The sequence below is a fragment of the Campylobacter sp. CNRCH_2016_3089 genome (assembly GCF_025772505.1).
GTDB lineage: Bacteria > Campylobacterota > Campylobacteria > Campylobacterales > Campylobacteraceae > Campylobacter_D > Campylobacter_D lari_D.
Window position 1 is genome coordinate 21,142 of record NZ_JAKMSF010000001.1, and the last position, 20,349, is coordinate 41,490.

Below are 20,349 nucleotides of genomic sequence, written 5' to 3' on the forward strand. Positions count from 1 at the left end.
CTAAATTTGATTTTAAAGGAGCAAAAGAGTGATCAGAAAAGCTAGGAAAGATGATGTTAAAAAATGTATACAATTGCTTGCTTTGGCAATGGATCATTTTATATATAAACTTAGTGGCTATAATGATCATCAAAAAGCCATAGAGGTTTTAGAAAATTTCTTCACTCAAGAAAATAATCGTTTAAGCTATGGAAATATATATGTTTATGAAGAAGATAATGAAATTTTAGGTGTGATTTGTTTTTATGATGGGGTTTTGGCAGATGAGCTAGATAAGCCTTTAAATGAGCATTTAGAATTTTTAGGAATTAATGAAAAAGTTTTAAAAGAATGTGATAATGAGTTTTATTTAGATAGTATTTGCGTGGATGAAAAGGCAAGAGGGAAAGGTATTGCTAAGAAATTGATTGAATATGCCTTCAATGAAGCTTTGAAAAATGGCAAAAAGCTTTCATTAATCGTAGAAGATGAAAATATAAATGCAAAAATACTTTATGAAAAAATGGGTTTTAAATTTATAAAAAATAAAATTTTTCACACTCATAAATATGAATATAGAGAAAAAGGAGAATAAATGATTATAAAAACTAAAAATATTAATTGTCAAAGTTGTGTAAATTTAATCAAAGCTTCATTGGAAGATGAATTTGGTGCTATGCAAATAAGTGTTGAAAATAAAAGCATAGAGATTGATTTAAAAGTAGAGCAAGTTGAAGAGTTTAAAAAACAATTGCAAGATTTAGGTTTTGAGACAGATGAAGCATGAGTTAAAGTTAAAAATAGGCAATATGACTTGTGTTAATTGCTCTAATGCTATAGAAAAAGTTTGTGCAAAAATTGATGGGGTAGAAGATGTAAGTGTTTCTTATGTCAATTCTAGTGGAGTGTTTTTGCTTAAAGATTTATCTTTAGAAGCAAAGATCAAAGAAAAAATCAAAGCTTTGGGTTTTGAGATATTGCACGAAGAACAAAATTTATACGAATTTAAACTCAAAGAGCTTAAAAATATGAAAACAAAGCTTATTATGAGTATAATTTTAAGCTCTATTGTGATGTATTTTGAAATGTTTGTTCAAGGAAATGTTTCTGCTTTAATTCAAATGTTTTTATCTATGATAGCGATTTTTTATTGCGGAAAAGGTTTTTTTATCCACGCTCTTAAAGGATTAAAACATAAAAATTTAGATATGAATACCTTGATATCTTTAGGAGCTTTTATTTCTTTTATATATTCTTTTTTTGTGTATTTTGAGGTATTTAGTAAAGATGGTTATTTGTATTTTAGTGGCGGAGCGATGATTGTAAGTTTTGTTTTATTAGGTAAATACTTAGAAGAAAAGGCTAAATTTAAATCCTTAGAATATCAAAACAAACTAAAAAATATAGATATTAAAAAAGCTAATATAATCTTAGAAGATGCAAGTATAAAAAGCATACCTAGTGCTTTTGTAAAAGAAAATGATGTGATTTTAGTGAAAGAGGGTGAAAGCGTTGTTGTTGATGGGGTGATTATAGCAGGCGAGGCTGAGGTTGATGTGAGTTTTTTAACAGGAGAATTTTTACCACTTTTGAAAAAGCAAAATGATGAAATTCTAGCAGGAAGTGTGTTGATTAATGGAAGCTTAAAGATTAAAGCTAGTAAAAAGGCGATTGAAAGCTCATTAGAACAAATTAAAGATCTTGTTTTTAAAGCAGGCAATATCAAAACACCTTTAGCAAATTTAGCTAATAAAATTTCAGCTTATTTTGTAGCTTGTATTATTGTTTTATCGCTTTTTGTGTTTGTTTTTTGGTATTTTAAAGAAGGAGTCAACGCAGCATTTTTACATGCTTGTGCCACTCTTTTAATCTCTTGTCCTTGCGCTTTGGGCTTAGCAACCCCTATAGCTATAGTTAGTGCTTTAGCAAATGGTGCAAGAAATTTTATCTTAGTAAAAAATCCAGCGGTATTAGAGAATTTAGCTAGTATAAAACTTGCTATTTTTGATAAAACAGGCACTTTAAGTCAAGATGATTTAAGTGTTTATAAGCATGATCTAACTCAAGAAAATTTTCAAAAACTCACGCAAATTGAAAATTTAAGCTCACATCCAATCGCAAAGGCTTTTACTAAAAAATTGAATGTAAATTTAAATTTACAAGGAAAATTAAGTGTTTTAGTGGGTAGTGGTTTGCTTTATGAGGAAAATGATGATAAATATTTAATAGGCAATGAAAAATTAATGCTTGAAAATAGTGTTGATATACAAAAAAGCAAGCAATTTTTGCAAGAATTTGAAGATCAAGCACCTATATGTTTGTATTTTGCAAAAAATAATATTTGTCTTGGCGGGGTTTGTTTAAAAAATGAACTTAAAAACGAAGCTAAAAATTTGATAGCAAATTTAAAACAAAAAGGTATAAAAAGTATTATTTTAAGTGGTGATAATAAAAAAAGTGTTACTAAAATAGCAAATGAGCTTAATGTTGATGAATATTATTCTGATTTAAAACCTGAGCAAAAACTTGATTTCATAAAAGAAAAAATCAAAAAAGAAAAAGTTCTTTTTGTAGGAGATGGTATCAATGATGCTCCTGCTTTAAATTTAGCTAGCGCAAGCATAAGTTTTTCTAAAGCAAGTGAGCTTGCTAAAAAAAGCGGAGATTTGATTTTGATAAAAGATGATTTATCTTTAGTAGCTTATTGTTTTGAGCTTTCTCAAAGAACTAAAAATATCATCAAACTTAATCTTTTTTGGGCTTTTGTCTACAATGCTTTATGTATTCCCATTGCGGCAGGTCTTGTGCCATTTATAAGTCTTAGTCCGCATTTGGCAGCTTTAGCAATGTGTTTTAGTTCGGTAACGGTTGTAGTCAATTCTTTAAGATTGCGTTAGATATTTCAGTTTTATTTAATATTTGTTGTATTATATTAATATAATTTTAACAAAAAGGAGTATTTAATGAATTGCAATTGTAGTTTTTCTATGATGAGTGTAATAAGATATTCTAAAATGATTATCTTGCTTACCGTTGCCTCTTTGGCTGCTATTGTTGTTTTTGGTAATATAACTGATTATAATTCAAATTTTCAGTTTGTAAAACATGTTATGAGTATGGATACTAAGCCTGATTATTTAGGTAATGCTATTGTTTATAGGGCTATTACAAATTCTACGATCCATCATATTGCCTATATCTTTATTATTTGTTTTGAAGCTTTTATTATGCTGACTGCTTTAAAAGGTGCTTTAGATATGTTTAAAGCAAGAAATTTAGATGCAAAAACTTTCCATGAAGCTAAAAAATTTGGAATCATTGCTTTAACTTGTTGTTGTTTGTTATGGTTTTTTGGTTTTCAAGTGGTGGCTGCAGAGTGGTTTGGCATGTGGATGAGCAAAACTTGGAATGGTTTGCCTGATGCTACTAGATTAGTAACCTATATGCTTTTAGCGTTAGTTTATATTAGTATTAAAAACGATGATTAAATCACAAACTCTCTGTTGAGGGTTTGTGGAAAATATAAAATGTTTTTATAATGATTGAGCTTGTAAATATTTACTTCTTCTTTTTTTTGTAATTGTTCCATAATTTAAAAAACAAAAAAAATAAAGCTAGGCTCAGTGCTAAAAAATGTGGAATTTGCGGTATTTTTGCAGATAAAAAATAATGCCAAGATACTAGTAAAAAGCAAAAATAGCCAAATTTTCTTATCTTACTTAATTTTTTAAAAAGCTTAAATGAGCTTATAAACATAAGTGTGAGTATAAAAAAGCTTATAAAACCACTAAATTCTAAATTTTTACTAAAAGTATCTTTGAAAAAAAGCATTAAATCTAAATTTTTACTAAAAGCAAAGTAATTAAAAAAGTGAATCAAAACCCAAAAAAATGCATAAAAACCTAAAAATTTAGGGTAATCTTTTGTGTGTTTATACTTTAAAAGTGAAAAAAATAGGCTTAATCCAAAAAAGATTAAGCCAAATACACCACTATAAAAATATACAGATTTTACAATATCAAATTCTTGCATGATTTGATAAACACTAAAAACAATACTTAAAACAAAAGCTAAAAATCCACTGATATTATAAACTTTTTTGCTCATTAAAAATTAACCTTTAAATCCATATCTTTATACAAATGCGCTACTTCTTTTTCATAGCCATTAAACATTTGCGTAGGCTTAGTGAAAAAATCTCCCAAAGGACGCTCGTTTGCTTGAGACCATCTTGGGTGAGAGACATTTGGATTAACATTAGCATAAAATCCATATTCTCTAGGGTTTGCTAACTCCCATGTGGTTTTAGGTTGTTCTTTGGTAAATTCTATTTTTACAATAGATTTTATACTTTTAAAGCCATACTTCCATGGAACTACAAGGCGAATAGGTGCTCCATTTTGTCCTAATAAAGGCTTTTTATACATGCCCACAGCCATAAGTGTTAGTGGGTGCATAGCCTCATCTAATCTTAAGCCTTCTACATAAGGATAATCAAGAGTTGGAAAAAATGAGGCTTGATCGGCAAATTGATTTTTATCAAAAAGAGTGGTAAATTTTATAAATTTAGCTTCACTTTTAACTTTACATTTTTCTATTAAAGCACGCAATTCAAAACCAACCCAAGGCACCACCATGGACCAAGTTTCAACGCAGCGAAATCTATAAATTCTCTCTTCTAATGGAAAAGCCAATAAATCTTGCATAGTTAAAGTCAAAGGTTCTTCAACTTCCCCGCTAACTTCTATTTTCCAACCATTTGTGTTGAAATTTTTTGCAAGCTCAACAGCTCTTTTTTTATCAGTAGAAAATTCATAAAAATTAACATAATTAGTTGCAATTTTTTCTTCACTTAAATTTAATTTTTCATTGTTAGGATCAGGAAAGAAATTTAATGCCATTAATTCAGATTGAACTAAAGCTGAACTAACTAAAGCTCCAGCACCTAGTTTTAAAAAATGGCGTCTTTTGTTATATAATTGTTCGTTTGTGATATTCATGAAGCATCCTTTATATATTTTGTTATATTAAAACATATAAAGGAAAATAGAAGGATAATTTTTATTATTTTATAAAAAATATTTTTAAAAAATTACCTCATTATTTTCAGATAGAGCAGGGTTGTTTTTTGGAAATGGAGAAGTATTGGTGTAGTACTCTCTTTGTTTTTCATAAATTCCTTGATAAACCCCTTTTGGGATGATAAATTTTCTAGCGCTATCAGGATAAAGTTCTAAGTATTTTGTTAAAAATTCTTTAAAAACCGGCGCAGCAGTTCTTGCCCCACCTTCTATTTGTTTCATAGGCTTATTATCATCATTTCCATACCAAATGATAGCTTCTATTTCAGGAGTTAAGCCACAAAACCACGCATCAATGCTTTTATTTGAAGTGCCTGTTTTTCCAGCTATTTCAATCCCTTCTACTCTAGCATTACGCCCAGTGCCTTTTTTTACAACATTTTGCATCATATCATTGACTAAAAAGGCTTGTTCAGGTTCGCTGATTTTTTTTTCTCCGGAATTAAATTCTACTACTATTTTACCATTTTTATCGATTACTCTTTTAATGAGTAATAAGTCTTTTTGCACACCATAGTTTCCAAATACCGTGTAAAGTTTAGCATAATCATAAATGGAAATTCCAAAGCTACCCAAAACTATAGATAAATCAACTGGTATGTTTTCAAAGCCCATAAATTGAAGCTTATCGTGGATTACATCAAGTCCTAGGGCAAGAGCTAAATTTATGGTAGCTAGGTTTCTTGAGCCAGTTAGCGCTTCTTTTAAACTTATGAGTCCTAGAAATTTTCCACCATAATTTTTAGGTTTCCAATCTTTCTCATCTTTTTTAGTACTTTCAAAAATTCTTGAAATATCAGCAACCTTACTCATAGGAGAATAGCCCATGTCAATGGCAATTTGATATAAGAAAGGCTTAAAAGAACTCCCCGGTTGTCTTAAGCTTTGAGTGGCGCGGTTGAAATTACTTTTTGTGTAATTTACCCCGCCAACTAAGGCTAAAATGTCTCCATTTTGATGATTTGCTACTATCATAGCTCCATTGAGTGTGCTTAAATTTGCATCTTTATCTCTTTTAACTATTTCATCATAGCCAAATTTTAAAGCTTCTCTTGCAATATTTTGCACATCAAGATCAATGGCAAGCTCTATTTTGTAGCCACCACTTTTTAAGTCTTTAATCCCGCTTAGTTGTTTTAAAACTTCTTGAGTAACATAAGGGGCTGCATTTTGTGTTAAAGTATCATCATATACTTTTGGAATTTCTTTTAAGGCGTTTTCATACTCTTCTTTAGAAATCCAACCAAGATTATACATTCTTTGTACTACGCTATTTGCTCTAGCTAAAGAAAGATCTAAATGTCTAGTAGGATCATAAGTACTTGGAGCCTTTGGCATACCTACCAAAATAGCAATCTCTTTCAAACTAAGCTCATCTAAATTTTTTCTAAAATACCCAAGCGCAGCAGTTTTTACTCCATAATATCCATGTCCAAAGAAGATGAAATTTAAATATCTTTCTAAAATTTGCTCTTTAGTTAAAGTATTTTCTATCTTATATGCAAGCAAAGCTTCTTTTAGCTTTCTGCTCAAAGTACGCTCAGGAGTTAATTCTGTATTTTTTATGAATTGTTGAGTAAGAGTGGAAGCTCCTTCCATAGTTTTTCCACCGCTTCTTATGATTTTAATAGCTGCTCTAAAAATTGCATCTATATTAACCCCGCCATGTTCAAAAAAGCTAGTATCTTCAATGGCTACCAAAGCTTCTATAAGTCTTGGTGGAAGTTCTTCATAAGGAGCATAAAAGCGGTGTTGCTCGAAAACATTTGCAACTAATTTTCCATTTTTATCAAAAATTTGTGTTGTAAGAGGTGGTTTATAATCTTTAAAAGTGTATTGATTTAAATCAGAATCAGAAAATAAATATGCAATAAATATAAAAACTCCAACCGCACACATTATACAAAAAGAAAGAAATATTTTTAAAATTTTTATCATAAAAATGCTTTCAAAAGTTCTATATTAAGCCCTAGCGCTGTACTTTGATGACCTATGATTTTTTTAATGTATTTTTTATGAAATCCCTCACACATCACAGCTCCGGCTTTACCTTGATAAAGTTTTGAATCAATGTATTCTTGCATATCTTTTAAATCAAATTTATCTAAGATCAAATCACATTTGCTAAGATTGAAAATCTTTTTATCTTCTAAAACTAAAATCATCGCGCTTAAAACGCTAATACTTTTACCACTTTGTAAATTGAGCATATTAAAAGCTTCATTATCGCTTTTAGCTTTAGTAAGAATGATATTTTGAGTACAAACTATACTATCAGCAAATAAAACATTTTTAAAATCAGGATATTTTGTAAAAAATTGTCTTTCTTTTTCTAAAACAATTTTTTGCACATAAGAGCTTGGATTATCTTTTTTTACCAAACTCTCATTATAATCTATAATAATTTGTTCAAAAGCGATATTTGCTTCTTTTAATAAAGCAACGCGTGAAGGCGAACTTGAAGCTAAATAAAGCATTAAGCAAGACTTTCTTCTATGATTTTTTTAGCATGATCAAGTGCTTGTTCTATTTTACTTGTATCTTTACCGCCAGCTGTTGCAAAATCATCTCTACCGCCACCGTTTCCACCAAGCATTTGTGCAATTTCTTTTACCAAAACACCAGCTTTTAACGAAGTGTCTTTAACACCTGCTGCTATGATAATCTTACCTTCTTTTTCTTGTAAAAGTAAAATTACAGCTTTGTTAAATTTGTTTTTAAACTCATCTATCATAGTTTTTATATCACCATTATCTATTTTTTGCACACAATATTGAATACCATTTAGTTCTTTAGAGTTTAATTCTGTTTTGTTTGAATTTTTTAATTCATTTTTTAAACTGGCTATTTCATTTTTTAATTTTGCTACATAGCTTAAAATATCTTGAGTTTTTAACTCTTCTTTAACTTGGTTTAGCTCTTTTAAATTTTCACTAACATAATCAAGTGCAGCTTTACTTACCACCGCTTCTATCCTTCTAACCCCAGCACTAACACCACTTTCTTTGATGATGTAAAAACTTCCTATTTCAGAGCTATTTTTCACATGAGTACCACCGCAAAGCTCTTTGCTAGCTCCTAGGGTTAAAACTCTTACTTTTTCTTGATATTTTTCACTAAATAAAGCTATTGCACCACTTTTTTTAGCTTCATCTAAAGCTAAAATTTCAATTTTAGCTTCATTTGCTTGCATGATGTAAGTATTTACCAAAGCTTCTATTTGCTTTAATTCTTCTTTATTTAGAGCTTTTGGATGAGTAAAGTCAAATCTTAATTTATTATGTTCTACCAAAGAACCTGCTTGGCTAATGTGTGAGCCAAGAATTTCTCTTAAAGCATGGTGTAATAAATGTGTCGCACTATGATGTCTAGCAATTTGTTCTCTTTTTTTAGTATCTATGCAAGCTAACACTTCATCGTTTGTTTTAAGATCTTGTTTTAATTTCACTTGACTAAGATTAATATCAAAGAATTTTTGTGTATCTAAAACCTCATTTTCATTGATAAAGCCTATATCAGCACTTTGCCCTCCACTTGTTGCGTAAAATGGAGTTTTTTCAAGCATTAACCACGCTATATCTCCTGCCTTAGTTTCGGTTATGATTTTAAAATTTTCATCCAAAATAGCCATGATTTTAGTTTTTTCTTCATAATTTTCATAACCACTAAAAGTATTTTTGCCAAATTTTTCTAATAAAACTTTAAAGTCCCCGCTAACTGCTTTATCCCCACTTCCTTTCCAAGAAGCCTTAGCTCTATCTTTTTGTTCTTGCATAAGCTCATTGAATTTAGCCTCATCTATACTAAGATTTTTTTCTCTTAGCATATCTTGGGTTAAATCAAGCGGAAAACCATAAGTATCATAAAGTTTAAAAGCTACTTCACCGCTAAAAATATCTTTAGTTTTTTTAAGTTCTTCATTAAAAATTTCTATACCATTTTCAATAGTGCTTAAAAATCTTTCTTCTTCTAGTTTGATTTGTTCTTTAATAAATTCTTTTTTTTCATTTAAGTAAGTATAATGCCCACCCATTAACTCACAAACTACATCTACAAGCTCATACATAAAAGCTCTTTTAAGACCTAACAAATATCCATGTCTTAAGGCACGACGCATAATTCTTCTTAAAACATAACCCCTGCCTTCTTTATCAAAGCCAACTCCTTGAGCAAGTAAAAATACACTTGATCTTATATGATCAGCAATTACTCTATAACTAGCTCCGCTTTCATAGGTATAAGTTTTACCGCAAAGTTTTGCAATACTCTCAATAATAGGCATAAACAAAGAACTATCAAAATTACTAAATTTTCCTTCTTTTATAGCACTAACTCTTTCAAGCCCCATGCCTGTATCAATACTTGGTTTTGGTAATGGAGTAAGCGTTCCATCTGCACTTCTTTCATACTGCATAAAAACTAGGTTCCAAATTTCTAAGAACCTATCTCCATCTCCACCCATATAATCTTCACTAGAATTAAAATGTTCAGCGCCTTGATCATAAAAAATTTCACTACAAGGCCCGCATGGTCCAGTATCGCCCATTTGCCAGAAATTATCTTTATCGCCAAATTTATAAATTCTTTCTTTTTCTATATGCTTTTGCCAAAGCTCATATGCTTCATCATCACTTTCATGAACGGTTACATATAATTTTTCTTTAGGTAATTTTAAAACTTCAGTTACAAATTCCCAAGCATAAGCAATGGCTTGTTCTTTAAAATAATCTCCAAAACTAAAATTCCCAAGCATTTCAAAGAAAGTATGATGTCTTGCCGTATAGCCTACATTGTCTAAGTCATTATGTTTTCCACCGGCTCTTATACAAGTTTGACAGCTTGTTTTACGCGGAGGATTAGGGCGTGGCACTTCTCCGGTAAATATGCTTTTAAAAGGTACCATACCTGCATTAGTAAAAAGTAAAGTTGCATCATCAGGCACCAAAGGGCTTGAAGGAGTGATTTCATGTCCTTTTGATTTAAAAAATTCTAAATATTCTTTTCTTATATCCATAGATTTTCCTAGCTAGTTTTTTGCTTAAAATAATACCAAAAATACTTTAAATTAAGTAAAACTATCTTATAATCATGATTTTAAATTTATAAGGTTAATATAATGAAAATTCCTTTTATAGACTTAAATGCTCAATATAATGCTTATAAAAATGAAATCGATGAGGCTATTGGCGAAGTTTTACAAAGCACCTCTTTTATAGGTGGTGCAAAATTAGAAGAATTTGAAAATAATTTGGCTAAATATGTAGGTGTCAAACATGCAATAGGCTGTTCAAGTGGCACAAGTGCGTTATTTTTAGCCTTAATGGCTTTGGGTGTGGGTAGGGATGATGAGGTAATAGTGCCAAGTTTTACCTTTATAGCTACAGCTGAAATGGTTGCTCTAATCGGCGCTAAGCCCGTTTTTGTAGATATTGATTTTAAAGATTATAATCTTAGTTTAGAAAAAGTTCAAAGTGCTATCACGCCTAAAACTAAAGCTGTAATCGCTGTGAGTATTTTTGGGCTTATGCCTGATATGTTTGCTTTAAAAGAACTTTGTAAAAGTCAAAACATCGCTTTGATAGAAGATAGCGCACAAAGTTTTGGAGCTAGTCAAAAGGGTGTAAAATCATGTGTTATAGCTGATATATCTTGCACAAGCTTTTTTCCGTCTAAGCCTTTAGGTGCTTATGGAGATGGCGGGGCGATTTTTACCCAAGATGATGAATTAGCGCAAAAAATAAAAATTTATTTAAATCATGGACAAGTGCAAAGATATAAGCATAAATACATCGGTATTAATGGAAGGCTTGATACCATCCAAGCAGCTGTTTTAAATGTGAAATTAAAATACTTAGATGAAGAGATTAAAAAAAGAGAAGTAATAGCAAAAGTTTATGATGAAAATTTAAAAAATTGTATTTTGCCGCCAAGAAAAGATGATTTTGTGAGTGCTTGGGCTCAATATAGCGTGCGTGTAAAGAATAGAGAAAAATTCATGCAAAAATTACAAGAGCAAGGTATACCTACTGCGGTGCATTATCCTTTGGGGCTTCATTTGCAAGAAGCTTTCGATTATCTTGCTTATAAAAAAGGTGATTTGCCAAATACAGAGCTATTAAGTGATGAAATTTTATCCTTACCTATGAGTGCGTTTTTAAAAGAAGAACACCAAATTAGAGTGATTGAGGCTTTTAAATGAAAATAGGGCTTATAGGCCTTGGTAAAATGGGTAAAAACCATTTAAGAGAACTCGAGCGTAATTTAAAAGTAAAAGAAATTCATCTTTATGATCCTTTTTGTAAAGATAAATTTAAACACTTTTTTCATAAAAATTTTGATGATTTTTTAGCACAAAATCTTGATGGTGTTATCATTGCTACGCCTACTCATACGCATTTAGATATAGCTTTAAAGGTTTTTCCTAAAATAAAAAATATTTTGATAGAAAAACCTTTGGCATTAAATGTAGATGAAATTTTAATTTTAGAGCAAAAAGCTAGAGAAAATAAAGTCAGAGTAGGGGTGGGCTTTTGTGAGAGATTTAATCCGGCTATTTTAACTTTAAAAGAAAAACTTTTAGAAGATGATATTATAAGTATTAACATACAAAGAATTTCTCCTTATCCACAAAGAATAAATGATGTGGGTGTTTTAAGTGATCTTAGTGTGCATGATATTGACTTAGTTAGATTTTTAAGTCAAGAACAAATTTTAAAAGCAAATATTTATAAAAGCTTTCATCATGATAAATTTGAAGATGAGGTAATGATAGGTTTAAAATTGGAAAATATTTTAGCAAATATCCATGATAGTTGGAATGGACAATGCATTATAAGAAAGATCACACTTTTAGGTAAAAAACATACTTATGAACTTGATCTTAAAAATTTTGAACTTTTTATTAATATGCAAAAAATTCCAAATTTATATAAAAATTCTCCTTTATATGCTGAGCATGAGGCTTTTTTTGAGTTTTTACAAAATGGGGTTTGCGAAAATTTGGCTAGCATTGAAGATGCTTTGAGAGTACAAGAAATTTTAGAAGGTGTTTGATAGTGAAATATGTCTTTTTTTTAAATATGGGCGGGGTTAATAAACTTGATGAATGTGAAGTTTTTTTAAAAAATATGTTTAATGATCCTTATATTTTAGGGATAAAAAATGTTTTTTTAAGAAAATTTGTAGCCTTTATGATAAGAAAATCAAGATTAAAAGCTATGAAACAAAACTATGAAAAAATGGGTGGAAAATCCCCACTTACTCAAATCACACAAAGTTTATGTGATAAATTAAATTCTAAAACTAGAGAATATAAATTCGATTTTATTAGTCTTTATGTACCACCTTTTGCAAATGAGGTTTTTTCAAAATATGATTTTCAAAAAAATGATGAAATTATTTTATTTCCTCTGTATCCTCATCATTCTAAAACCACTGTAACTAGTTCTTTAGAAGTAGTGGAAAATGAGCTAAGAAATATCCAAAACCAAGCTAATGTAAAAATCATTGATGTTTTTTATAAAGATGAACTTTATAATGAAATGATTATAAAGCATATTTTAGAAAAAAAAAGAGAATACGATTATAAAACTTTGATTTTTTCTGCCCATTCTTTACCGCTTTCAGTGATTAAAAAAGGTGATTTGTATGAAAAACATGTGCAAGAGCATGTGGATATTTTAAAAGGAAAACTTAAAAATAAATTTGACCAAATCATTTTATCATATCAATCAAAACTAGGTCCAGTTAAATGGCTTGAGCCTAACACAAGTGATATTTTAGAAAGTTTAGATCAAAAAGCTTTGATTTATCCTATATCTTTTTGTATAGATTGCTCTGAAACGATTTTTGAGCTTGGAGTTGAATATAGGCACTTAGCAAAAAGCGATTATGAGCTTATTAAATGTCCTAATGATAGTGATGAGTTTATAGAGTTTATTTTAAATCAAGTAAAAATATAGTTTTTATATTAATGTTTTATAGCGGTATTAAAAAACATATATTTTTTCTCGGGATATTTTCTAAATTCCAGTTTGATAGTTTTTGATTGAAATTTATACATCCACTAAACGTACTTTGTGTGTTTATAACACTATCAATATTCCAATTGTTTAAATCTTGATTAAATTTTGGAGTTTTTGAAAAAGGAATTTTGAAAATAGATTCACAAAAAAATGCATATTCCATCCATAATACATTTGAAACATCCCAGCAATGAATTTTAAGCTTTTTGTTGTAGTTATTTAGAGCTTGTTGGATCTTATATCCTAAAACACTCCTTCAATATTGTCAACATTGCTTGTATCTATATTTTTAAGCGGAATATCTGATAGTATCAAATATTTAAGAGTTTCTTTTGTTTTTGGTTTGTGGATTATCTTTTTTGATTGCAGTTTGAGTAAATATAATATAACTAAAAACACAAGTAAAGTTATAAATAATAAAACCCAATACTTTAAATAAGCGAAACAAAAAATCAATATAAAAAAAGATTATTATTGTAATTTTATTTTTTAATGTCATTGTTTTTGCTTTCTATGGGTTTTAAATAACTTTCTTTAATCAAAAGATTTACTGTATCTTTAAACATAGGTAAAGCACTTTGTGCGGCATAATAACTATAAGCTTTGGTAGGATGTCTTACTAAAACTCCAATGGTATAGGTATTTTTCTCATCATTTGCAAAGCCAAAAAACGAGGCATTATAGCGATTTGAAGTATAGCCTTTTCTTTCAGCAATCCTAGCTGTACCCGTTTTTCCACCTATAATGATACCTTGAGTTCGTGCTTTTTTACCGGTTCCTTTTTCTATAACATTAATTAAAATTTGCTGCATTTCTTTGGCAGCTTTGCTTGAAAGAATTTTTTCTTTCTTAACTTCATCATCAAGTTTTATTAAACGCCCATCTTGATAAATTTTATTTGCAATTTGTGGGGTGATGTAAATTCCATCATTGTTAAATACATTATAAGCAGCTAAAAGTTGTATAAAAGTTGTTTTCAAGCCATAACCATAACTTAATACAGATTTTTCAACTTCTCTTAATCTTTTTGGATTTGGTATTTCTCCTTTTTGCTCATAAGGAAGATCAATACCGCTTTTTTCTCCAAAACGAAAAATTCTAAGTCCTGAGATGATTTCAAGATTACTTAATCTTTGAGCAATTTTAATCATACCGACATTTGAAGAGTAAGTAATAACTTCTTCCATGCTCATTTTGTTTTTTTTGTGATCGTCGCGTATAGTAAAACGACCAAGTTTGTATTGTCCACCTTGAGTATCAATGATTTCATCAACTTTGATTTTATCAAGCATTAATGCAGTGGTAAATATAAAAGGTTTTATAACAGATCCTGCTTCATAGCCATATTCTATGGCACTTGCATTGAGTACAGATAGATCTTTTCCGCGATTTTGCGGATCATATCTTCTTGAGCTAGCAAGTGCTAGAATTTTTCCGCTTTTACTTTCCATGATGGCAACTATAATTTCATTGGCTTTTAGATCTTCATTTCTTTTATCGATAGCTTTTTCTAAACCTTTTTGAAGTTTTAAGGAAATATTTAAGTATAAATTACAACCATCTATTTTGCGTTGTTCATAAGAATGCAAATTCAAGATGATATTACCACCTATATCTCTTAAACCTTGAATTTTAGCATTTTGCAAAGGATTTAAACATTCATTATAGTATTTTTCCAAACCTTTTATGCCGACATTTTTAAAAATTTCACTTTGCTCATCCATATAGGTTCTTGTGTAGCCTATGATTGGAGTAAGTGAATCTTTTGGCATATATACACGATCTTCTTTGTGTTCTATAATATCAAGCCCTCTTGTCTCCACTCTGCCATTATTATTTGTGAAGGATTTAAAAAAACCTTGAGTATAAAGTTTTTTAGCTAGTTCTTTTAAATAACTTGCGTCTTTTGAGTTAATATCTTGGAGTAAAATAAAATTATAACTTCTTTTTTTCTTTGCAAGCATTCTTTTTTTTATATCTTGCATTTGTTCATCACTTGCGCCACTATAAATTTGAAAAAGAGTTAAAAACAAATCCTTTTTATCGGGATTTAAGCTCCTTAGATCAATTTCAGCTCTATAAATTTGCCTACTAGAAGTTACGGTAAAATTATCGCTTGTGATGATATTACCTCTAAGAGCGGAAAAATATTGTTCTTTTTGAGTATTTGGTATATGGCGTTTTGAGGTTAGAAAAAAAGTAGAAAGTAAAAATAAGGCCATAAAAAACAGAGCCATGCAAAAAGCAAAAGCTACTTTTGAAACCCTATTTCTAATGGTGTTTGAAAGCATATATTAAATTTGGGTTCTTGAAATTTCTTTATATGCGTTTATAGCCTTATTTCTAACTTCAAGCATAAATTTCATACTTGATTCAGCTTTGCTAATCGCAATTGCAGCTTGATGTAAGTCTTTGACTTCGCCTGTTGCAATGTCTACCATAGCAGCTTCGGCAGTTTCTTGAGTTTTATTAAGATCGTTGATGGAATTTTTTAATAAACTCGAAAACTCATCTCCTATGTTGTTTGTGTTGTTATTGTTGTTTTTGTTATTAACATTGTTAAATTGATTTATACCATTAATAGTGTTCATTTATTAACCTCTTAGTAAATCTATCGCACTTTGTGCTATAGTTTTGGTGCTAGTAAAGGCACTTACATTAGCTTGATAAGCTCTTGTTGCTTCTATTAAATCGGCCATTTCAATAACAGGATTTATATTTGGATAAGCAACATAACCTTGTTCATTTGCATCTGGATGAGATGGGTCAAATTTCATACGAAAATCTTTATCATCTCTTACAACTTTATCAACTACTACGCTCATTATAGCAGGTTTTGCATCTTTTTGTGAAGCAGGATCATTTAAAGGATTTTCATATTCTAAAAAATTATTATCTTTAGCTATTTGCTTGTTTAGCAATTCGTTAAAGTCAGTTGCTTTAAAAATCACTTCTCTTCTTCTATATGGACCACCTTCTGCTGTTCTAGTAGTATTAGCATTAGCTATATTTGAGCTAATTACATTCATTCTAAAGCGTTGAGCACTAAGTCCATATCCACTAATATCAAAATCACTTAAATAAGCCATTATTTTTCTCCTAGCCTAATTTAGAGCTTGTTTCTATGATGGTTGAAAAAATATTACTTTGTCTTCTTAAAATACCATCTAAAGCAGAAATCATCATAGTATTTTTGCTCATTTCAGTAGTTTCTACATCAAGATCTACTGTATTTGCGTCATTTCTTGCCAAATGCCCATCTCTTAAATAAATAGTTGATTTATTAGGATCTGGAAATTTCCAAGGTTTTTGATGATTCGTATTTGTGCTTGCTAATTCAAGCTCTTTAGTATCTTTCTTTTTAAAAATTTCATTTGCTCTATTAACTAAAGCAGTTTCAAATTCTATATCTCTTGCTTTATAAAAAGGAGTATCAACATTTGCAAGGTTAGAATTAATCATTTGACTTCTTAGATTTCTTCCTGCTAAAGCATCAACAATAAGTTCTTTTGATTTAAAAGGGCTTATCATAATTTTTCCTTTAAAATAAAGCTTTTATAGACTAAAAGCAAAAATCATTCCAAAATATTTATGCAATTTTGTTTATGTATAAGTATATCTTTTTATAGTAAATTTTTGAAATTTTTAAAGCCACTTTCAAGCGAAACTTTTTTTTCTAGTGTTTTTAAAAAATCTTTTTTTGTCATTTCTTTAGCACCCATAAATTTTAAATGCTCATTAGGCACTTGACAATCTATTAAAAAATCATATGGTTTTAAAAGCTCACAAAGTCTTATTAGGGCTACTTTTGAGGCATCTTTTTTAAGACTTATCATGCTTTCGCCAAAAAATATTTTACCTATTATAAGTCCATATAAACCACCGATTAAAACATTATTTTCATAAACTTCGACACTATGAGCTAAATTTTGCTCAAAAAGCTTTGTGTAAACTTGTATAAATTCTTGACTTATCCAAGTTTTTTTTCTTTTTGCACAATGACTTATAAGCGAGTTAAAATCAAAATCAAGTCTTATTTCATAAGTTTTTAAAGCTTTTTTTATGCTTTTTTGTATGCGCACTTCATCAGGTAAAAGTACCATTCTAGGAGAAGGACACCACCAAGTAACAGGATTGCTAGTCCATGGAAAAAGCCCTAAGCTATAAGCATGAGGTATAAAGTCTACCTCTAGTTTTTCACTAATAAAAACAGGCGCATCATCAGGGCTTTTTAAAAGTTTAGAATACAAATTCGATTTTTTCATTTTTGGAAAGTTTGAGTTTTAATTTACCACCATTTTTTAATTTTCCAAATAAAATCTCATCGCTCAATCTCTCTCCTAATTCTTCAGCAATAATGCGTTTTAGCAATCTTACTCCAAATTCTTTATTATTGGTTTTTTTAGCAAGAAATTCTTTTACTTTTTTATCAGCTTCTATGGTGATGTTATTTAAATTTTTTGCCATTAAATCTAGTTCTTTTTGGACGATTTGTTCTAAAATTTCTTGACTTAAGTCGTTAAAATGAATGATTTTATCTATACGGTTGATAAACTCAGGCGCAAAAAAATCTTTTATGGCTTTATTGCTTTTTTCTTTATCACTGCTTAAAAAACCAAGCTCATTACTTTCTTTGAGACCTAAATTTGAAGTCATAATGATAATGGTGTTTTTAAAATCAGCTTTTAATCCACTATTATCTGTCAAGCTTGCATTATCAAAAATTTGTAAAAAAGTATTAGTTAAATCAGGATGAGCTTTTTCTATTTCATCAAATAAAACCACACTAAAAGGATTTTTTCTAATACTATTACTAAGCAAGCCACCATCTTCATAGCCCACATAGCCTGCTGAAGTTCCTATGAGTTTACTCACATCATGTTTTTGTGAGTATTCACTCATGTCAAATCTTTCAAGGTTAAGGTTTAAAATTTGTGCTAAATTTTTAGCAAGTTCAGTTTTACCAACTCCACTTGATCCGGTAAATAAAAACACACCTTTTGGGGTATTTTTGCCTTTTAACCCCGCATAGCTTTGTTTTAAAATAGAACACAAAGCTTTAATAGCTTCATCTTGTCCAAAGATGTTTTGTTTTAAATCATGCTCTAAGTTCTTAAGAATTTTACCTTGATCGCTTTCATAAATTTTATGAGAATGTGTCATTCTTGCTAAAGTATTTTCTAAATCTTTTATTTTTACTATTTTTTTGGTTTTTTTATCTTCTAAAGCAAAGCTTGCACCAAGCTCGTCGATTAAATCAATCGCACTATCGGGTAAAAATTTATCATGTAAAAATTGTTTTGCTAGCTTTATACTTGTTTGTAAAATTTCATCACTGATTTTGATTTTGTGAAAATTTTCATATTTGCTTTTTAAGCCTTGCAAGATCAAAAAACACTCTTCTTCGCTTGGCTCATCTATATCAATTTTTGCAAATCTTCTACTTAGAGCTTTGTTTTTATCAAAGGTATTTTTGTATTCTATGAAAGTAGTTGCACCTATGCATTTGATGTTGCCATTACTTAATGCAGGTTTTAATAAATTTGACATATCTGCATGACTTTCATTGCTTGCGCCGGTTCCTACTATGGTGTGAATTTCATCTATAAATAAAATAGCATTAGGGATATTTTCTAATTCTTTAATGATATCTTTTAACCTTTTTTCAAAATCACCCCTATATTTTGTCCCCGAAAGCAAGCTTGTCATATCAAGGCTATAAATTTTTGAGTTTTTTAAATGTTTTGGCACTTTTTCTTCAGCTATAGCTAGTGCTAGCCCATCTATAATAGCACTTTTACCAACACCTGGTTCACCAACTAAAATAGGATTATTTTTCTTACGACGGCTTAGAATTTGCATCATTCTTTCAAGTTCAAATTTCCTACCTATAACAGGATCTATTTTGCCTTTTTTTGCAAGCTCAACTAGCTCTATGGTATGGGTTTTTAAATTTTCAAATTCAGCATTTTGTAACAATTCTTTTATTTTTTCTTCTTCTATTAGGTGTTTTTTTAAGATATTATAAGAATAAGCTTTTTCTTCTTTGCAAAGTGCAATGATAAAATCAATCACACTTGTTTGATTTTTTGCATTTAGCTTGTGTAATATATTTTCCAAGATCACAGAAAAAATAGGTTCTATTTCTTTTTTTAAAATTTCATTATTTTTAGCTAGATAATTTTTTAATTCATTTTCAAAGCCTTGTAAATCACCATCTCCGATTTCTTCAAGTAGATTTTTAAAATCATTGCTAAGCTTAACTAAAGCAAAAAGTAAATGCTCACAAGTGATAAATTCATGATGATTGATAAAGCTTAAATGTCTTGCATTTGGTATAAATGAGTCAATCAATTCTTTATATTTCATTGTTCTTCTATCCTTGTTTGGAGTGGAAAATCATTATTTTTTGCTGCCATGTCAACTTGCTGTTTTTTGCTAAGCGCAATTTCTTCTGTGTATATGCCACAAACTCCGCTTCCTTGATGATGGATTTCAAGCATAATTGCACTTGCTTTTTCAAAATCATGATGAAAAATATTCATTAAAATTTCAATTACAAAATCCATGGTGGTAATATCATCATTTAAAAGCAAAACCTTAAACATTTTAGGTTCTGCTAGTTTTTGTTGTTCTAAAATTTCATTTTTTAGACTCATTTAATATCCTAGTAATATCTTCTTGCATAATCTCAGTAGAAACTTTTCCAAGATAATATTTCACATAACTTTTTGAGTCTTTATTCCAAAAATCTGTTAGATCTTGATAATTTCCATCTTTTAAAACTACTTTAAAAGGAAGTTGTTCCATGCTTTGATAGTTGATATCTTTTAATGCTTGTGCAACAATTCTATCATTTTCTTTAGAATTGCTTAAGAAATAATAAGCCCCATATTTAATGGCAAAATCTTTTACAGCTTGATCGCTAACATTTTCAAAATGACTTAGTCCTATGATGATAAAATTGTCAGCATTTTTTTGCCACAAACTTGTTAGATGAGTGGCTTCTTCTTGACAAGGTGTGCAAAAGGTTCCAAAAAAATCAAACATTAAAATTTTACCCTCTTCACCTTTTACTACAAAACCATTTTGTGTTCTTACTAGGGTTTTCTCGCCACCATTGACACTTTTTAAAAGAATTTCATCACCCATTTTATACTCAGCAAATGCAAATTCATTTTCGATTTTTTCTTCACTTGAGCAAGCACTTATTAAAAATGCAAAAGCAAATGTAAAAAACAAATAAGTAAATTTTTTCATCAAAA

Annotated in this window: 21 protein-coding genes; 7 read left to right on the plus strand and 14 right to left on the minus strand. The window is 29.5% G+C overall.

The window, feature by feature from the left end; all coding sequences use genetic code 11:
- Positions 1–28: 28 nt before the first annotated feature.
- The 4 genes from L8W69_RS00135 to L8W69_RS00150 all read left to right on the plus strand — a co-directional run bounded on the left by L8W69_RS00135 (position 29) and on the right by L8W69_RS00150 (position 3,467).
- Positions 29–574 (plus strand): GNAT family N-acetyltransferase, encoded by a 546-nt coding sequence (locus L8W69_RS00135; RefSeq protein ID WP_263666124.1) that lies wholly within the window; start codon positions 29–31, stop codon positions 572–574.
- A complete protein-coding gene (locus L8W69_RS00140) occupies positions 575–766 on the plus strand; it encodes a cation transporter (protein WP_263661033.1) in 192 nt (63 codons plus the stop codon).
- Positions 756–2,876 (plus strand): heavy metal translocating P-type ATPase, encoded by a 2,121-nt coding sequence (locus tag L8W69_RS00145; protein ID WP_263666125.1) that lies wholly within the window; start codon positions 756–758, stop codon positions 2,874–2,876. The genes L8W69_RS00140 and L8W69_RS00145 overlap by 11 nt, the downstream gene beginning before the upstream one ends.
- A 66-nt stretch (positions 2,877–2,942) precedes the next feature.
- Complete coding sequence (locus tag L8W69_RS00150; protein ID WP_263666126.1) at positions 2,943–3,467, plus strand: DUF2165 family protein; 525 nt, start codon at positions 2,943–2,945, stop codon at positions 3,465–3,467.
- A 70-nt stretch (positions 3,468–3,537) separates the two neighbouring features.
- Here the strand turns inward: L8W69_RS00150 and L8W69_RS00155 are convergent, their stop codons facing one another.
- The 5 genes from L8W69_RS00155 to alaS all read right to left on the minus strand — a co-directional run bounded on the left by L8W69_RS00155 (position 3,538) and on the right by alaS (position 10,074).
- On the minus strand, positions 3,538–4,086 hold the full coding sequence (locus L8W69_RS00155) for a sulfite oxidase heme-binding subunit YedZ (RefSeq protein WP_220566892.1): 549 nt from the start codon (positions 4,084–4,086) through the stop codon (positions 3,538–3,540).
- Complete coding sequence (gene msrP, locus L8W69_RS00160) at positions 4,086–4,979, minus strand: protein-methionine-sulfoxide reductase catalytic subunit MsrP (RefSeq protein WP_220566891.1); 894 nt, start codon at positions 4,977–4,979, stop codon at positions 4,086–4,088. Before msrP ends, L8W69_RS00155 begins: the two co-directional genes overlap by 1 nt.
- Positions 4,980–5,063: 84 nt before the next feature.
- Positions 5,064–6,995, minus strand: a complete 1,932-nt coding sequence (locus L8W69_RS00165) for a PBP1A family penicillin-binding protein (RefSeq protein WP_263666224.1) — start codon at positions 6,993–6,995, stop codon at positions 5,064–5,066.
- The gene (gene maf / locus L8W69_RS00170; protein WP_263666127.1) at positions 6,995–7,537 is read right to left on the minus strand and encodes a septum formation inhibitor Maf; all 543 of its coding nucleotides are present in this window, start codon (positions 7,535–7,537) and stop codon (positions 6,995–6,997) included. Before maf ends, L8W69_RS00165 begins: the two co-directional genes overlap by 1 nt.
- A complete protein-coding gene (gene alaS / locus L8W69_RS00175) occupies positions 7,537–10,074 on the minus strand; it encodes an alanine--tRNA ligase (protein WP_263666128.1) in 2,538 nt (845 codons plus the stop codon). Before alaS ends, maf begins: the two co-directional genes overlap by 1 nt.
- A gap of 108 nt (positions 10,075–10,182) precedes the next feature.
- Between alaS and L8W69_RS00180 the strand changes: the two genes are divergently transcribed.
- From L8W69_RS00180 to hemH, 3 genes are read left to right on the plus strand one after another with little or no spacing between them, the layout of a single operon-like run.
- Positions 10,183–11,259 (plus strand): DegT/DnrJ/EryC1/StrS family aminotransferase, encoded by a 1,077-nt coding sequence (locus tag L8W69_RS00180; RefSeq protein WP_263666225.1) that lies wholly within the window; start codon positions 10,183–10,185, stop codon positions 11,257–11,259.
- On the plus strand, positions 11,256–12,113 hold the full coding sequence (locus tag L8W69_RS00185) for a Gfo/Idh/MocA family protein (RefSeq protein WP_263666129.1): 858 nt from the start codon (positions 11,256–11,258) through the stop codon (positions 12,111–12,113). Before L8W69_RS00180 ends, L8W69_RS00185 begins: the two co-directional genes overlap by 4 nt.
- 2 nt (positions 12,114–12,115) lie before the next feature.
- Positions 12,116–13,021, plus strand: a complete 906-nt coding sequence (hemH, locus tag L8W69_RS00190) for a ferrochelatase (RefSeq protein ID WP_263666130.1) — start codon at positions 12,116–12,118, stop codon at positions 13,019–13,021.
- Positions 13,022–13,037: 16 nt separating this feature from the next.
- Here hemH and L8W69_RS09325 read toward each other — a convergent pair whose 3' ends face one another.
- The 9 genes from L8W69_RS09325 to L8W69_RS00230 all read right to left on the minus strand — a co-directional run bounded on the left by L8W69_RS09325 (position 13,038) and on the right by L8W69_RS00230 (position 20,344).
- The gene (locus tag L8W69_RS09325; RefSeq protein WP_412175467.1) at positions 13,038–13,319 is read right to left on the minus strand and encodes a BspA family leucine-rich repeat surface protein; all 282 of its coding nucleotides are present in this window, start codon (positions 13,317–13,319) and stop codon (positions 13,038–13,040) included.
- 247 nt (positions 13,320–13,566) lie between these two features.
- Positions 13,567–15,375 carry a peptidoglycan D,D-transpeptidase FtsI family protein gene (locus tag L8W69_RS00195; protein ID WP_263660141.1) on the minus strand — a complete coding sequence of 603 codons (1,809 nt, stop codon included), beginning with the start codon at positions 15,373–15,375 and terminating at the stop codon, positions 13,567–13,569.
- 3 nt (positions 15,376–15,378) lie between these two features.
- Positions 15,379–15,675 (minus strand): flagellar hook-basal body complex protein FliE, encoded by a 297-nt coding sequence (gene fliE / locus L8W69_RS00200; RefSeq protein ID WP_263660140.1) that lies wholly within the window; start codon positions 15,673–15,675, stop codon positions 15,379–15,381.
- Between the two features lie 3 nt (positions 15,676–15,678).
- The gene (gene flgC / locus L8W69_RS00205) at positions 15,679–16,173 is read right to left on the minus strand and encodes a flagellar basal body rod protein FlgC (RefSeq protein ID WP_133318691.1); all 495 of its coding nucleotides are present in this window, start codon (positions 16,171–16,173) and stop codon (positions 15,679–15,681) included.
- Positions 16,174–16,183: 10 nt separating this feature from the next.
- The gene (gene flgB, locus L8W69_RS00210; RefSeq protein WP_263666131.1) at positions 16,184–16,615 is read right to left on the minus strand and encodes a flagellar basal body rod protein FlgB; all 432 of its coding nucleotides are present in this window, start codon (positions 16,613–16,615) and stop codon (positions 16,184–16,186) included.
- A 92-nt stretch (positions 16,616–16,707) separates the two neighbouring features.
- Positions 16,708–17,349 (minus strand): leucyl/phenylalanyl-tRNA--protein transferase, encoded by a 642-nt coding sequence (gene aat, locus L8W69_RS00215; protein ID WP_263666132.1) that lies wholly within the window; start codon positions 17,347–17,349, stop codon positions 16,708–16,710.
- Positions 17,324–19,453 carry an AAA family ATPase gene (locus L8W69_RS00220; RefSeq protein ID WP_263666133.1) on the minus strand — a complete coding sequence of 710 codons (2,130 nt, stop codon included), beginning with the start codon at positions 19,451–19,453 and terminating at the stop codon, positions 17,324–17,326. Before L8W69_RS00220 ends, aat begins: the two co-directional genes overlap by 26 nt.
- Entirely contained in the window at positions 19,450–19,743 is a 294-nt protein-coding gene (locus L8W69_RS00225; RefSeq protein ID WP_220566880.1) for an ATP-dependent Clp protease adaptor ClpS, read from the minus strand. Before L8W69_RS00225 ends, L8W69_RS00220 begins: the two co-directional genes overlap by 4 nt.
- On the minus strand, positions 19,727–20,344 hold the full coding sequence (locus L8W69_RS00230; protein WP_263661836.1) for a TlpA family protein disulfide reductase: 618 nt from the start codon (positions 20,342–20,344) through the stop codon (positions 19,727–19,729). Before L8W69_RS00230 ends, L8W69_RS00225 begins: the two co-directional genes overlap by 17 nt.
- Between the last annotated feature and the right edge of the window lie 5 nt (positions 20,345–20,349).